Annotated in this window: 10 protein-coding genes; 6 read left to right on the top strand and 4 right to left on the bottom strand. The window is 66.1% G+C overall.

Going from position 1 to position 14201, the window contains the following annotated elements:
* The first annotated feature begins 305 nt into the window (after positions 1-305).
* The 4 genes from ACSQ25_RS02395 (at position 306) to ACSQ25_RS02380 (ending at position 7062) form a co-directional block, all read left to right on the top strand.
* Positions 306-3128: a TonB-dependent receptor plug domain-containing protein gene (locus tag ACSQ25_RS02395; RefSeq protein ID WP_436104116.1), complete on the top strand. Its 2823-nt coding sequence runs from the start codon at positions 306-308 to the stop codon at positions 3126-3128.
* Positions 3129-3209: 81 nt separating this feature from the next.
* Positions 3210-4370, top strand: coding sequence for a pectate lyase family protein (locus ACSQ25_RS02390; protein WP_436104115.1), 1161 nt, complete (start codon positions 3210-3212; stop codon positions 4368-4370).
* Complete coding sequence (locus ACSQ25_RS02385; protein WP_436104114.1) at positions 4367-6211, top strand: glycoside hydrolase family 28 protein; 1845 nt, start codon at positions 4367-4369, stop codon at positions 6209-6211. Before ACSQ25_RS02390 ends, ACSQ25_RS02385 begins: the two co-directional genes overlap by 4 nt.
* 155 nt (positions 6212-6366) lie before the next feature.
* On the top strand, positions 6367-7062 hold the full coding sequence (locus tag ACSQ25_RS02380; protein WP_436104113.1) for a YdcF family protein: 696 nt from the start codon (positions 6367-6369) through the stop codon (positions 7060-7062).
* Between the two features lie 7 nt (positions 7063-7069).
* Here the strand turns inward: ACSQ25_RS02380 and ACSQ25_RS02375 are convergent, their stop codons facing one another.
* From ACSQ25_RS02375 to garD, 4 genes are all read right to left on the bottom strand, one after another.
* Positions 7070-7981 carry an alpha/beta hydrolase fold domain-containing protein gene (locus tag ACSQ25_RS02375; RefSeq protein ID WP_436104112.1) on the bottom strand — a complete coding sequence of 304 codons (912 nt, stop codon included), beginning with the start codon at positions 7979-7981 and terminating at the stop codon, positions 7070-7072.
* Complete coding sequence (locus ACSQ25_RS02370; protein ID WP_436104111.1) at positions 7978-8859, bottom strand: aldose 1-epimerase; 882 nt, start codon at positions 8857-8859, stop codon at positions 7978-7980. The genes ACSQ25_RS02375 and ACSQ25_RS02370 overlap by 4 nt, the downstream gene beginning before the upstream one ends.
* A gap of 3 nt (positions 8860-8862) precedes the next feature.
* The gene (locus ACSQ25_RS02365; RefSeq protein WP_436104110.1) at positions 8863-9681 is read right to left on the bottom strand and encodes an NAD-dependent epimerase/dehydratase family protein; all 819 of its coding nucleotides are present in this window, start codon (positions 9679-9681) and stop codon (positions 8863-8865) included.
* A gap of 156 nt (positions 9682-9837) precedes the next feature.
* Complete coding sequence (gene garD / locus ACSQ25_RS02360; protein ID WP_436104109.1) at positions 9838-11379, bottom strand: galactarate dehydratase; 1542 nt, start codon at positions 11377-11379, stop codon at positions 9838-9840.
* Between the two features lie 180 nt (positions 11380-11559).
* On the opposite strand from garD, the gene ACSQ25_RS02355 reads away from it, so the two are divergent.
* On the top strand, positions 11560-12975 hold the full coding sequence (locus ACSQ25_RS02355; protein ID WP_436104108.1) for a glycoside hydrolase family 88/105 protein: 1416 nt from the start codon (positions 11560-11562) through the stop codon (positions 12973-12975).
* Between the two features lie 23 nt (positions 12976-12998).
* Positions 12999-14201 (top strand): DUF4861 family protein, encoded by a 1203-nt coding sequence (locus tag ACSQ25_RS02350; protein ID WP_436104107.1) that lies wholly within the window; start codon positions 12999-13001, stop codon positions 14199-14201.

The following is a 14201-nucleotide window of genomic DNA, read 5'->3' as shown; positions in this document are numbered from 1 at the left end:
TCCCCTCTCCACGCCTCACGGCGCGCTGCCTCGTCCAGCGCGCCGCTGCATGCTGCGCAACATTATTTTTTCAATAATTGGCTCGACCAGTTAGCGCGTATTTACAGTCCAATAAAAATAAGTGGCAAGTCCAGATTGCGAAAGCGGTCAGACCAAAGTAGAATCGCCAACATCCAATCATCCGCTGAATATCCTTCATGGCGCCTCTGAATGACCAGGCCGCCCGCGAACCACAGCGCTGACCATGGACCACGCGATCCAGGACGACACAGGACGCACTCGACGATTTAAGCAGGAGACATGCAGTGAAACACCAGAGAATCACCGGGCCGCGCCTGGCCCAACCGCGCTTCCTTCTGTCGGCAGTCGCTGCCGCAGTGCTCACCATGACGAATACCGCAGCGGCGCAGGAAGCGCCGATGCAACGCGTCGAAGTCACCGGTTCCTCGATCAAGCGCCTCGCCACCGAGAACGCCCTGCCGCTGACCACCTACAAGGCCGAAGAGCTGACCAACCAGGGCCTGACCACGATGACGGAAGTCGCGGTGGCCCTGACCGTTGCCGCAACCAATGAACCGGTTGGCGGCGGCGGCGGCGGCACCATGATCAACATGCGCGGCCTGAACACCAACCGTACCCTGGTCCTGCTGAATGGCCGCCGCCTGGCGAACGAGGCGCTGGGCGCCAGTTCGGTCAACGTCGACGTCATCCCGATGGCCGCCATCGAGCGCGTCGAAGTGCTGCGTGACGGCGCCTCGGCCCTGTACGGCACCGACGCGATCGCCGGCGTGGTCAACTTCATCACCAAGCAATCGGTCAAGGACGTGACCATCCACGCCAGCACCGTGCAGCCGCAAAAATCCGGCGGCGGCGACCAGAAGCGCGTCACCCTCGTCGCCGGCAAGGGCGACCTGGCGACCGACGGCTGGAACGTCTACACCGCCTTCAGCGCCCAGCGCCGCGAATCGCTGATGCAGAAGGACCGCCCGAACATCTGGGATCCGGTCAAGCTGGCTGCGCTCGGCGGCAACCCGTTCACCGCGAACACCTCGGGCGGCTCGGCATCGCCCGCGAACTACACGATCTACCGCAACGGCAAGTCGGCCAACATCACCGGCAACCCGTATTTCGCAAGCGGCTGCGTGGCGCCGGGCCTGCCCCAGACCACGGTGCCCTCGACCCGCACCAATGCCAACGGCGGCAAGACCTGCATCACCGACCCGACCATCTACCCGCAGCTGCTGCCGGAAAACCAGCAGGTCACCCTGTTCACCAAGGGCAGCCTGGCCCACGGCGACGGCGGCGTGCTGACGGTGGAACTGAACCTGTCGCGCTCCTACATCGACGCCATCAGCCCGCCGCAGCCCTTCGGCGCGAATACCAACTATGACGTCCTGACCGCGTCGCGCAAGCCCCTGATGATCACCAAGGCCAGCAAGTGGTACCCGGGCGGCAGCGGCGGCGTGCCGGCCGTGGCCGGCCTGAACGGCGAAGACCTGGCGCTGACCTGGAGCCTGGACGAGCTGGGCGCAGCCAAGCTGCACGACGTGCAGAAAAACGGCCGCCTGGTCGTCGCCGACGAAGGCCAGATCAAGGGTTGGGATTATCGCGTCGGCGGATCGTATGGATACAGCCACCGCGACACCGGCTTCAAGGAAAACTTCGTGCGCACCCCGGCCGTCTACGCCGGTGTCGCCAATGGCACCCTGAACCCGTTCGGCGCGCAGGATGCGGCCGGCCGCGCCTACCTCGACAGCATCTCGGCCGACGGCGAGGACTTCCGCGTGGCCGACGTGCGCCACTACGGTGTCGATTTCAACCTGAGCCGCACGCTGATGGACCTGCCGGGCGGCTCCCTCGGCCTGGCCGTCGGCGGCGACTGGCACCGCGAGACCTACGAGGAAGATGCGCGCATGATCGCCGACGAGGTGGTCTGGCGGGTCTCCGGCGCGCCGGGCAATAACCCGAGCGGCGCGCGCCGTGTCGCCGGCCTGTACGCCGAACTCGATGCGCCCGTCACGAAACAGCTGAACCTGAACTTCGCGGTGCGCGGCGACCATTTCAGCGACTTCGGTTCGACCTTCAACCCGAAGGCCAGCTTCCGCTACCAGCCGCTCAAGCAGCTGATGGTGCGTGGTACGGTCAGCACCGGTTTCCGTGCACCGACCCTGCCCGAACTGTACGGCACCCCGCGCACGCTGACCCCGTCGACCTCGAGCTGGGACGACCCGCTGCTGTGCCCGAGCGCCACCCCGAACGTGGCCGGTTCCGGTACCCTGACCACCGATCCGCGTTTCGCCGGCCTCGGCCTCGACGCCGAGCGCGTCTGCAACACGCGCCTGACCACGCTCACCGGCGCCAACCCGGACCTCGAGCCGGAAAAGTCGAAGACCTACACCGTCGGCTTCGTGGTCGAACCGGTCAAGAACTTCGTTGCCACCGTCGATTTCTGGAAGATCGACATGAAGGGCACGATCGCCCAGATCAACGAAGATTCCATCTTCGACAACCTGGCGCGCTACCAGGACCTGTTCGTGCGTAATCCGGACGGCACGCTGCAGTACATCACGAAGACGCGCCTGAACATGGGCGGTCTGAAGACCCAGGGCATCGACCTGAGCCTGAACTACTCGCTGCCGACCCAGAAGTGGGGACGCTTCGGCTTCTCGATGGACGGCACCTACACCGACAAGTACGAAGGCCAGAACGACGCCGGCAGCCCATGGGTCGACAGCGTCGGCCGGATCGGCGCCCTGTCCACCGGTTCCACCTCGGCCAACACTTACATCTTCAAGTGGAAGCACCAGGCGCGCGTGAACTGGAACTACGGTCCCTTCTTCGCCCAGCTGACGCAGCAGTACTCGTCGAGCTACGAAGACACCAACGCCCTGCCGACCCAGCAGCCGGGCCAGCCGTTCTACAACGTGATCGCGCCCTACCGCGTGTACAACCTGTCGACCACCTACAAGTTCTCGAAGAACCTCAAGGTCGGCGCCGGCGTGAACAACCTGTTCGACACCGATCCGCCGCTGTCGAACCAGCGCCTGTCCTCGCGTGTCGTGTTTGCGCAGAACATCGCCAAGCCGATCGGGCGCGCCTTCACGGTGCGTGCGGACTACACGTTCTAAGCGTCCGTAGTTCGTGACCGACACAGGGCGGACGGGCATACCGTCCGCCCTGTGCATATTCAGCCAACGCAAGCGATCCTCATGAAGAAGCTCCCCTTTGCCCTGATCGTCTCGGCCGTGCTGGCAGGTCCGGCGCTTGCCGCTTCCGCGCCCATCCGCGAGGCGGCGCCGGCGGACGGCTGGGCCGCACAGGCAGGCGGTACCCGCGGCGGCGCGGATGCCCCCGCCGCCAACATCCTGACCGTCAGCAATGCGGCACAGTTGCGCAGCGCACTGGGCAAGACCATCCAGGGCAGCCGGATCGTCCAGGTGGACGGCGTCATCGACATGAGCGAAGGCCGCCCCTTCAGCAGCCATGCCGACCAGGCCAAACGCGGCCTGGTACGCCTGCCGGCCAATACCACGCTGGTCGGCCTCGGCACCGGCGCGGGCTTTATCAACGCCCACCTGCTGGTATCGAAGGTCACGCAGGTCATCATCCGCAATCTCAAGCTGCGCAATCCCTGCGACGTCGAGCCGACCTGGGATCCGCAAGACGGGGACGAGGGCAACTGGAACGCGGAATTCGACGCCATCTCGATCGTCGGCTCGCAGCATGTCTGGGTCGACCACAACAGCTTTACCGACGCGCCGTTCACGGACGACACGCTCCCGGTCGAGAATGGCAAAACCAGGCAGTGCCATGACGGTGCCCTCGACATCCGCGAAGCCAGCGACTACGTGACGGTCTCGTACAACCATTTCGCGCTGCACACGAAGAACACGCTGGTCGGCGCCAGTGACAAGGCGGTGGACGACGCCGGCCGCCTGCGCGTCACCTTCAACAACAACCTGTTCGAACACATCGCCGGCCGCGCGCCGCGCGTGCGCTTCGGCCAGGTCCACCTGTTCAACAACTACCACGTCGGCGACCGCAAGCATTCGGCCTACCGCCACGGCTACAGCGTCGGCGTGGCCAGGCAGGCGCGCATCGTCTCGCATGCGAACGCCTTCGAGATCGCCGGTGCGCGCAACTGCCAGGATGCGGTACGCGCTTTCGCCACCGGCGCCGACGCCGGCAGCTTCAGCGACAGCGGCTCGCTGCTGAACGGTGCGCCCCTGGCGCCCTGCGGACGCGATGCCCCCGCGTGGAGCGTGCCCTACCCCTTCACCGCACTTCCCGCCGGCGCCGTTCCCGCCCACGTCCGCGCCCATGCAGGCGCCGGCAAGCTGCACATCCAATCATCCCCGGAGACGACATGAGCACCAAACAGATCAACCCGCAGCGCCGTTCCCTGCTGTGCGCCGCATCGGCATCGGTGGCCGGCCTGACGGTCGCCGGCCCGGCACTCGCCGCCAAGAAGTCCAGCACGTCCGCCAAGGACGATCCATGGGCCCGCGCCCAGGGCATCATCGACCAGTTCAGGAAGCCGCTGGTCTTTCCCAAGCGCGACTTCGTGATCACCGCCTACGGCGCCGAGCCCTGCGAGACGATCATGGTCACCGGCTATGTCGCCGACCACGAAGAGGGCAAGCTCAGCACCCCGGCGCCGGGCGCGAGGGATTGCTATGCCGCGATCGCCGCTGCCATCGCCGCCTGCAGCGCGGCGGGTGGCGGCCGGGTCGTGATCCCGGCCGGTAACTGGCTGGTGAAGGGTCCGATCGTCCTGAAATCGAACGTCAACGTGCACCTGGCGAAGGGCGCCCACGTCTACTTCAGCAACGATCCGGAAGACTTCGCGAAATACGGCGACTACGACTGCGGCCCAAGCGGCAAGCTGGTGATTTCGCGCTGGCAGAGCAACGACTGCCTGAACTATTCGCCAATGGTCTACGCCTATGGCCAGACCAACATCGCCCTCACCGGCGAAGACTGGACCAGCATCCTGGACGGCCAGGGCGGCGTGCCGCGCGCCGATGGCGAGACCTGGTGGGACTGGAAAGGCAAGCGCAAGGGCGTGGCAGGGAAGAGCCCGAACCTGCAGCGCACCCAGATTGCCGTGAACCCGGCCAACCCGGCCTCGATCCGGGCCCTCGCCCCCAAGCTGAACGACGCCCAGGTGGCGCTCATGGAAGGCAAGAACGACAAGTGGCGCACCGACGAAGCCTACCTGCCGACCCTGTCGGAAGCCGGCGTGCCGGTGGCCAAGCGCGTGTTCGGCCGCGGCCACTACCTGCGCCCCTGCATGGTCGAATTCATCGGCTGCACCAGGGTGCTGCTGCAGGGCTACCAGCTGAACCAGTCGCCGTTCTGGCAGCACCACCCGGTCAACTGCAGCAAGCTGGAGATCCGCGGCGTGCACATGGACAGCATGGGTCCGAACAGCGACGGCTTCGATCCGGAAGCCTGCAATACCGTGCTGGTGGACGGCTGCACCTTCAACAGCGGCGACGACTGCATTGCGATCAAGGCGGGCAAGAACCTCGATACCCAGTTCGGCCCGACCCAGAACGTGGTGATCCAGAACTGCGTCATGAACAGCGGCCACGGCGGCGTGACCCTGGGCAGCGAAATGTCGGGCGGGATCCAGCACGTGTACGCGCAGGACATCGAGTTCCGCAATACGCACTGGGCCACGGATCCGCTGAATACCGCGATCCGTCTCAAGACCAACATGAACCGGGGCGGCTTCCTGCGCCACTTCTACGTGCGCAACGTGAGCATGCCGAACGGCGTGAACCTGAAGCCGCAGTTCTACACCCCGCTCCCGGGCTCGCCGATCCAGCCAAAGTCGGTGGGATCCGGCGCCGGCGCCGTGATCACCTTCGACTGCGACTATGCGCCGAACGCGGACAACGTACGCACCCGCCCGCCGGTCGTGGAGCACGTCCACATCTCGGGCGTCAGGGTCGGCAACGTCGCTACCAAGGATGGGCCGCGCTCGTGCTACCAGGCCCTGCTGCTGCTCGGCCCCGTCGCCTTCGACTACAACGGCGACAAGCCGGCGCAGATCCTGCCGATCCGCGACGTGACGATCACCGACTGCGATTTCGGCACGCCGGTGAACGCGGACCAGCCCTGGTTCATCCACAACGTCCGCAACGTCAGGCTGACGAACGTGCGCATCGCGGGCAAGGTTCATAACACGACCCTGCAAGCCTGAGCGTGAGGGGCGGCGGCCCAGGATAGGCTAGGATGTCGGACCTGCTCCTACCGATTTCGGCCCTCGCCCCCATGCTCGACCTTATCAACGCCATCCCGCGCAGCCTGTTCCTGCCTCCAACGAGCCTGTTCCTGCTCATCCTCGCGGGACTGGCGATGCGGCGTCGCTGGCCACGCGCCGGACGCGGCATCGCCGGCGTCGCGCTGGCGGCACTCGCCCTCCTGTCCACGACCGCAGTGGCCGACCTGTTCATCCGGCCGCTGGAACGGATGACCGCGCCGCTGCATTCGCCCGAGCGCGCCGGGGCACAGGCGATCGTGGTGCTGTCGGCCGGACGGCTCCGTGACGCCCCCGAATACGGCGGCCGCGACATTCCCGACTACACCGCCCTGGCGCGCGTGCGCTATGCAGCGCACCTGCAGCGGCGCACCGCACTGCCCATCCTCGTCAGCGGCGGCAGCGCCGGCACCCCGGCGCCGGACGAGCGGCCCTACTCACTGGCCGATGCCATGGCGGTGGCGTTGCGCGAGGATTTCGGGGTGCCCGTCAAGTGGATCGAGGCGCGCTCCCGCGACACCGGCGAAAACGCGGCCTTCAGCGCCGCGCTGCTGCGTGCTGACGGCATCCGGCGCGTCCTGCTGGTGACCGATGCCATGCACATGGCGCGCTCCCGCGCCGCATTCGAACGCGCCGGAATCGAAGTCGTCGATGCGCCGACCATGTTCTTCAGCGGACAGGCCCGCAGTATCCATGCCTGGGTGCCCAGTGCCGAGGGTTTGCGCCGGTCCTGGTACGCCATGTATGAACTCATCGGCATCGTGTGGTACCGGCTGAGGTTCGGCAGCGCATGAGCCGGCGCTAACTGCCGAGCACGCGCTCGAGGAAGTTCGCCATCGCATCGACGGTCGGCGCCAGCCACGGATCGAACAGCCAGAACGAATGCGGGGTACCGGGCAGCGCGACGGTATCGGTGTGGATGCCATGCGCGGCCAGCCTGGCCGCCATCGCCTCGCGTCCCACCGAGAAGCGCGGCACGCCGCTGACGATGAACAGCACCGGCGGGCTGTCCTTGCCGGCATGGGTGATGGGCGAGGCTTCGCGCCACAGGGCCTCTTTCTCGGCATAGCGTCCGCCGAACCAGGCGCCTGCAGCCGAGGGCTTCTTGTTCGGGTCGTCCTCGTGCTTGCGCGCGGCTTCCGTCGTGAAGTCGGACAGGCCGTCGATGTTCACCACGGCGCGGATCGCTTGCGGTTCCGTCATGCCGACCAGCGAGGCGATCTGCCCGCCGGCCGAGCCGCCGGCGATGGCGACGCGCGCGGGATCGAGGCCGAAGCTGCCGGCATGCTGACGCAGCCAGCGCAGCGCTTCCTTCACGTCATGGATTGCCGCGGGATAGAGCGCCTGTCCGGACAGGCGGTAACTGACGGTGGCGGCGGCATAGCCTCGCGCGGCGAGCCGGGAAGCGAGCGGCGCCAGGTTGCTGCGTTGGCCGCTCGCCCAGCCGCCGCCATGCACCAGGATCACCAGCGGTACCGGTTTTCCGACCGGTCCCGGCAGGTAGAGGTCGAGCGCCAGCGGCAGGTCGCCGCGCTGCAGGTACACCAGGTCCTTGCGTACCTGGACCGGCGCGGCGATGTCGGCGCTGGCGATCCGGATATCGGGATAGTCGCGGACCAGCTTGCGGTAAGTCGTTTCGGCGTTGTACGGCGCCTGGGCGGCGGCGGCCGTCATGGCAAGGCCCAGCAGCATTCCCACCGTCAGCCGCTTCATAGCGCCTCTCCGCGGAACACGCAACGGCGCCGCAGCGTGGCGCCCGGGGCCAGCACGGTCAGGCCCGGGTAGCCCGGCAGCTTGTGCGCGTTGATCGGGTGGTCCACCGGTTCGAAGCAGAAGAAGTCGCGCCCCGGCGGAACGTAAAGGATGAAGTAGTCCATGTCGGCTTGTACCTCCAGTGCCAGGCCGCGTTCCGGCCAGGTGATACGGGCGGCGCCATGCCAGCCCTCGAATACGTTGTCGACGCCGTCCAGTGGCAAGGGTGACGGCTTGTCGAAGCGCCAGTGGGCGGGAATGTCCTGGCGCATGAGCGGCAGCTTGTCCGGTCCGGCCATCCACACGCTGTTGGCGCCGGCCTCCAGCCGCGCTCCCTGCGGATCGGGCATCCAGGGATGCAGGCCAAGTCCGAAAGGCAGCGCGCTGCGCCCCGCGTTGCGCACGCTGAGTTCCACCACCAATGCGTCATCGGCCAGGGTATAGCGCAGCTCGGCCGTATAGGCGAAAGGCGCGGCATCCCGGCGATCGAGCGTCAGGGTCAGGGAAGTGTCGACGTGTGCCGCCACGCGCCAGGGCTGCTGCCAGCCGTCGCCATGGATCGGGCAAGGCTCGCCGGCCCGGTTGGGTGCGGGTATGTGGCGCTTGCCTTCGAAGGCGAAGCCGGAGGGCGCCATCCGGTTCGACCAGGGCAGCAGAGGGAAGCAGGCCAGCTGCCCGGGCAGCGGCAAGTCGGTGACTTCAGGCGGCAGGCCACGCAACAGCTGCAGCGGCCGGGCTGTATCGCCGCGCAGCCAGTCCAGCCGCGCGAGGCCGCCGCCTATCTGGGGCACGACCTCTGCCAGCAGGCTGGCGTTGCGCAGCGTGAGCCGGTCGAGCATGGGTCAGTATTGCGGCCCGTCGAGCAGGAACTTGCCGCCCTGGTACATCGTAGTGACGTCGTCCTTGGCCGGGAACTCGGAGGTATCCGGGAACAGGTGCGCGAATTTCGAGGAGCTGTCCTTCGGCTTGTAGCCCAGGTGCGAGGCCAGGCGGTTGTCCCACCAGACGCTGTCGTTGTCGGACATGCCGTAGACGATCGTGTGGCCGACGCGCGGTGCGAACAGCGAGCAGCGCAGCAGTTCGGTCAGGTCGTCGTAGGAGAACCAGGTGCTCATCATGCGCTTGTTGGCTGGTTCGGGGAAGCTCGAGCCGATGCGCACGCACACGGTCTCGATGCCGAAGCGGTCGTAGTAATAGCGCGCGATCTGCTCGCCGAAGACTTTCGACAGGCCGTAGTAGCTGTCCGGGCGGGTCGGCGAGTTCGCGTCCAGCACCGTGTTGACGTGGTGGTAGCCGATCGCGTGGTTCGAGCTGGCGAAGATCACGCGCTTGGTGCCCGCCTTGTGCAGGGCTTCGTACAGATTGGCCACGCCGAGGATGTTGGCCTGCATGATCGGCTCGAAAGGCTTTTCGGTGGAGATGCCGCCGAAGTGCAGCACCGCGTCCACGCCTTCCAGCAGTTTCAGAACCGCTTCCTTGTCGGCCAGGTCGCACTGGACGATTTCCTCGCCCTCGCGCGCTTCGCCCATGTCGGCGACGTCGGACAGGCGCACGACTTCCGCCCAGGGCTTGATGCGGTCGCGTAGCACCTTGCCGAGGCCGCCGGCGGCGCCGGTCAGCAGGATGCGTTTGAATGGTTTGCCTTTTGCGGCTTCGGTCATGTCAAAACTCCTTGATTTCGTCGCGCCGTCGTAGGGTGGGCGGGTCTCCCGCCCGCGCGTTCAACTAGTGCGAGCGATGTGGAGACGCAAGCGTTAGTCGAACGCGCGGACGGCGAAGCCGTCCACCCTACGCGGCAGTAACAGCGCAATTTTGGTTCAGGTCACCGGCGCAGGATTGAACAGCGCCAGCGCATTATGCAGTTTCCAGTGTTCGGCCCAGGTCTTGCGCCCGCTGGCCACGTCGAGGATCAGGCGGAACAGCTCCCAGCCCACATCCTCGATAGTAGCCTCTCCGCTGGCGATGCGCCCGGCATTCACGTCCATCAGGTCATGCCAGCGGTTGGCCAGCTCGGTGCGGGTGGCCACCTTGATGACCGGGACCGCCGCCAGGCCGTAGGGGGTACCGCGGCCGGTGGTGAAGATGTGCACGTTCATCCCGGCGGCCATCTGCAGGGTGCCGCAGATGAAATCGCTGGCCGGGGTGGCGGCGTAGATCAGGCCCTTCTGCTGGAGCTTCTCACCCGGCGACAGCACGCCGGTAATCGCCGTGGTGCCCGACTTGACGATCGAACCCATGGCTTTTTCCACGATGTTCGACAGGCCGCCCTTCTTGTTGCCGGGCGTGGTGTTGGCGCTGCGGTCGACGCCGCCGCGCACCAGGTAATCGTCGTACCACTGCATCTCGCGCACCATCGCCTGGGCGATCTCGGGTGTCGCGGCGCGCGCGGTCAACTGGTCGATGCCGTCACGGACTTCCGTAACCTCGGAGAACATCACGGCGGCGCCGGCGCGCACCAGCAGGTCGGTGGCGAAGCCGACGGCCGGGTTGGCGGTGACGCCGGAGAAGGCATCGCTGCCGCCGCACTGGACGCCGACCACCAGGTCGGACGCCGGGCAGGTGACGCGCTGGCGCGCGTTCAGTTCCTGCAGGTGCTTCTCGGCGGTCTGCATCAGGTTGTCGATCATCGACATGAAGCCGACGTGCTGCTGGTCCTGCAGGGTGACGACCGAGGGTTCGGCATTGCCGATCGGGATGGAGCCGGCCGGGAACAGGCGCGCCGGCGGCAGCTTTTCGCAGCCCAGGCTCACGACCATCACGCTGTCGCCGAAGTTCGGGTTGCGCGACAGGTTGCGGATGGTCTTGATCGGGATCTCGGCGCCCGGGGCGTCGATCGCCACGCCGCAGCCGTATACGTGCTCGAGCGCGACAATGTCCTCGACGTTCGGGTAGCGCGGCAGCAGCTCTTCCTTGATGCGCTTGACCGCGTAGTCGATCACGCCCGAGACGCATTGCACGGTGCTGGTGATGGCCATGATGTTGCGCGTGCCGACCGAACCGTCCTTGTTGCGGTAACCTTCGAAGGTAAAGCCTTCCAGGTCCTGGACGGCCGCCACCGCACGCGTACCGATGGGCAGGTCATCGAGCGAGCGTGCCGCCGGCATGCGCAGCACGCGCTCCGATACCCAGCTGCCGCGCGGGATCGCGCCGTTGGCGTAGCCGATCGTCACGCCGTAGCGGATGACGGCATCGCCGTCCGCCAGGTCCACGAGCGACACCTTGTGCCCTTGGGGCACGCCTTCGAGCAGGGTCAAACCGTCCGGAAAGACGGTGCCCGCGGGCAGTCCGCCGTCGTTGACGACGATGGCGACGTTGTCGCTGGCCTGCATGCGGATGGTGCGCGGAACTTGGGTGGTCATGATGGTCGTGCCTTGGTCGGTAGGTTCTTTTTCAGTATGCCATACAAGTCCGCACAGTGGCTAGTCCACCTTGCGATTTTGGCCCGACCAAATTAGAATGGCCTGACCAAAATGTAGTCAAACCGCAGCTGTATACCTAGTAAGACGAACGAAGCGGACAAATCCGCGCACCGGAGACATATGAAGACGACCCTGCTGGCAGCTTCGCTTGCCACTGTATTAGGATGCGCCCTCGCCTGCGGCCCCGCCCTGGCCCAGGGTGGTCAGTACCGCAACACCGACAACAAGAACCTGCTGGACCATTCCGAAGGCACTTACCCGGTGCCGTACAAGAAGCCGGTGGTGGCGGAAGTGACGGCCCAGCTCAAGGCGATCCGCGGCTACATGGATCAGGCGACGCCGACCCGGATCATCAACAAGAAGACCGGCGACCAGATCACTGACCTGAAGACGCCGAACGCCGACGCGATCTTCGAGCCCAGCAGGGGCGACTACGGCATCCAGGTATATGAAATGGGCGTGGTCCACTCGGGCCTCTTGAGAGCGGCGGAAGCCACCGGCGACCAAAGCTTCACGGCGATGAGCCAGCGCCATTTCCAGTTCTTCTCCCAGACCCTTCCCTACTTCCGCGCCCAGGAACAGAAATTCCGCCTCGATCGGGCCAACAGCTTCATACGCTTCCTCGACCCGCACTCGCTGGACGATTCCGGCTCGATGTGCGCCGCCCTGATCCGCGCGCGCCTGGCCAAGGTCGGCCCGGACCTCAAGCCCATGATCGACACCTGCAGCGACTGGGTGATCAACAAGCAGTTCCGCCTCGACGACGGCACCATGGCGCGCAAGCGTCCGCAGGCAGTCTCGCTGTGGGGCGACGACATGTACATGAGCATCCCCTTGCTGGCCGAGATGGGCCGCCTGACGGGTGATCGCAAGCACTTCGACGACGCCGTCAACAATGTGATGGGCATGAGCAAGCGCCTGTTCAACGCCCAGAACAAGCTGTACACCCACGGCTGGCACGCCAACCACCCGGACGCGCCGCGCTTCTACTGGGCGCGCGCCAACGGCTGGGCGGTGCTGGCCATGTCCGACCTGCTCGACGTGCTGCCGAAGGACCACCCGGGCTATCCAAGGGTGCTGGAGCAGCTGCGCGCTTCGATCAAGGGCATCGCCGAACTGCAGTCGGGCAGCGGCCTGTGGCACCAGATGCTGGACCGGAACGACTCCTACCTCGAGACCTCGGCCAGCGCCATCTTCACCTACGTGATCGCGCACGCGGTCAACCAGGGCTGGGTCAGCCCGACCACCTACGGTTCGATCGCGCAGGCCGGCTGGGTCGGCGTGTCGACCCGCATCACCGCCAAAGGCGAAGTAGAAGGCACCTGCGTCGGCACCACCCTGGCCGGCGACATGGTCTATTACTACAACCGCCCGACCAGCGTCGACGCCCTGCACGGCTACGGCCCGACCCTGCTGGCCGGCGCCGAGATCATCAAGCTGATGAACAATCCGGCTTTCGAGATCCAGCACAAGGTTCGCACGTATCATTACGTGCCCAAAGGGGGCAAGACCGACTACAACAAGCATCAGCAATGATGCGTCCATCACCGAGCGAACCCATGAAACGACTGATCCTGGCCGCGGCACTGGCCGCATCGCTGAACGCCTACGCCGCCGAAAAACTGGCGGTAAGCGTCCAGCACGACCTGTCCATCGCACGTCCGTCCGAGACCATCTCGATTCCCTGGAGCGACGTGAATGCCGCCCTGCCCGGCGCGCTGATCCAGAAGATCGCGGTGAAGGACGCCAAGGGCCGCGTGCTGCCCTACCAGGTGACCAACGTGGCGCCGCTGTCCAAGGATCCTGAGGGTAAAGGCATCGCCTACGGCGAGCTGCTGTTCCAGCACAGCTTCGCCCCGGGCGAGAAGAGCGCCAGCTTCACCGTCGAGAAGATCGATACGGTGGCGCCGGTGTTCGCCCAGAAGGCCTATGCCCGCTACGTGCAGGAACGCCTCGACGACTTCGCCTGGGAAAACGACAAGGTGGCGCACCGCACCTACGGTCCGGCCCTGGCCGCACCCGCACCTAGCGGCACGAACAAGGAAGTGCTGGTGACGAGCGGCCTGGACCTGTGGTTCAAGCGCGTCCCGTATCCGATCGTCGACCGCTGGTACAACAAGGGCCATGACCACTACCACGAGGACGAGGGTGAGGGCATGGACATGTACCAGGTCGGCAAGTCGCGCGGCGCGGGCGGCACCGGCGTGTGGGACGGCAAGCAGCTCTACACCAGCGTGAACTACGCTTCGTGGAAGGTGCTGGCCAACGGTCCGGTGCGTGCGGTCTTCGAACTGCACTATGCAAACTGGGATGCCGCCGGCAAGCCGGTCAGTGAGGTCAAGCGCTTCACGGTCGACGCCGGCCGTCAGCTCGACCGCATCGAGAGCATCTTCCAGTACGAGGGTAGCGAGCCGATCACGGTTGCGGTAGGCCTGAACAAGAACCCGAGCGACAAAGGCCAGGATCCGGTCATCACGGTCAAGCGCGAAGGCCCGGTGCTGCTGCAGTGGATCGAGCAGAAGAGCAATGGCGCCTTCGGCACCGCGGTCGTACTGCCCGGCGCGGAAGGCTTCACCCAGGACAAGCTGAACGAGCTGATCCTGGCCAAGGCCACTTCCGGCAAGCCGCTGCGCTACTACGCCGGCGGCGCCTGGAGCCGCGCCGGCGACATCACCACACTCGCCCAGTGGCAGCGCCTGGCGCAGGATACCGCTGCGCGCGATGGCAATCCGGTGCGCGTGACGCTCAAATCCGGGAAGTGA

The organism is Massilia sp. LjRoot122, assembly GCF_964252725.1.
Classification (GTDB): domain Bacteria; phylum Pseudomonadota; class Gammaproteobacteria; order Burkholderiales; family Burkholderiaceae_D; genus Telluria.
This window is presented reverse-complemented; position numbering and strand designations above follow the sequence as displayed.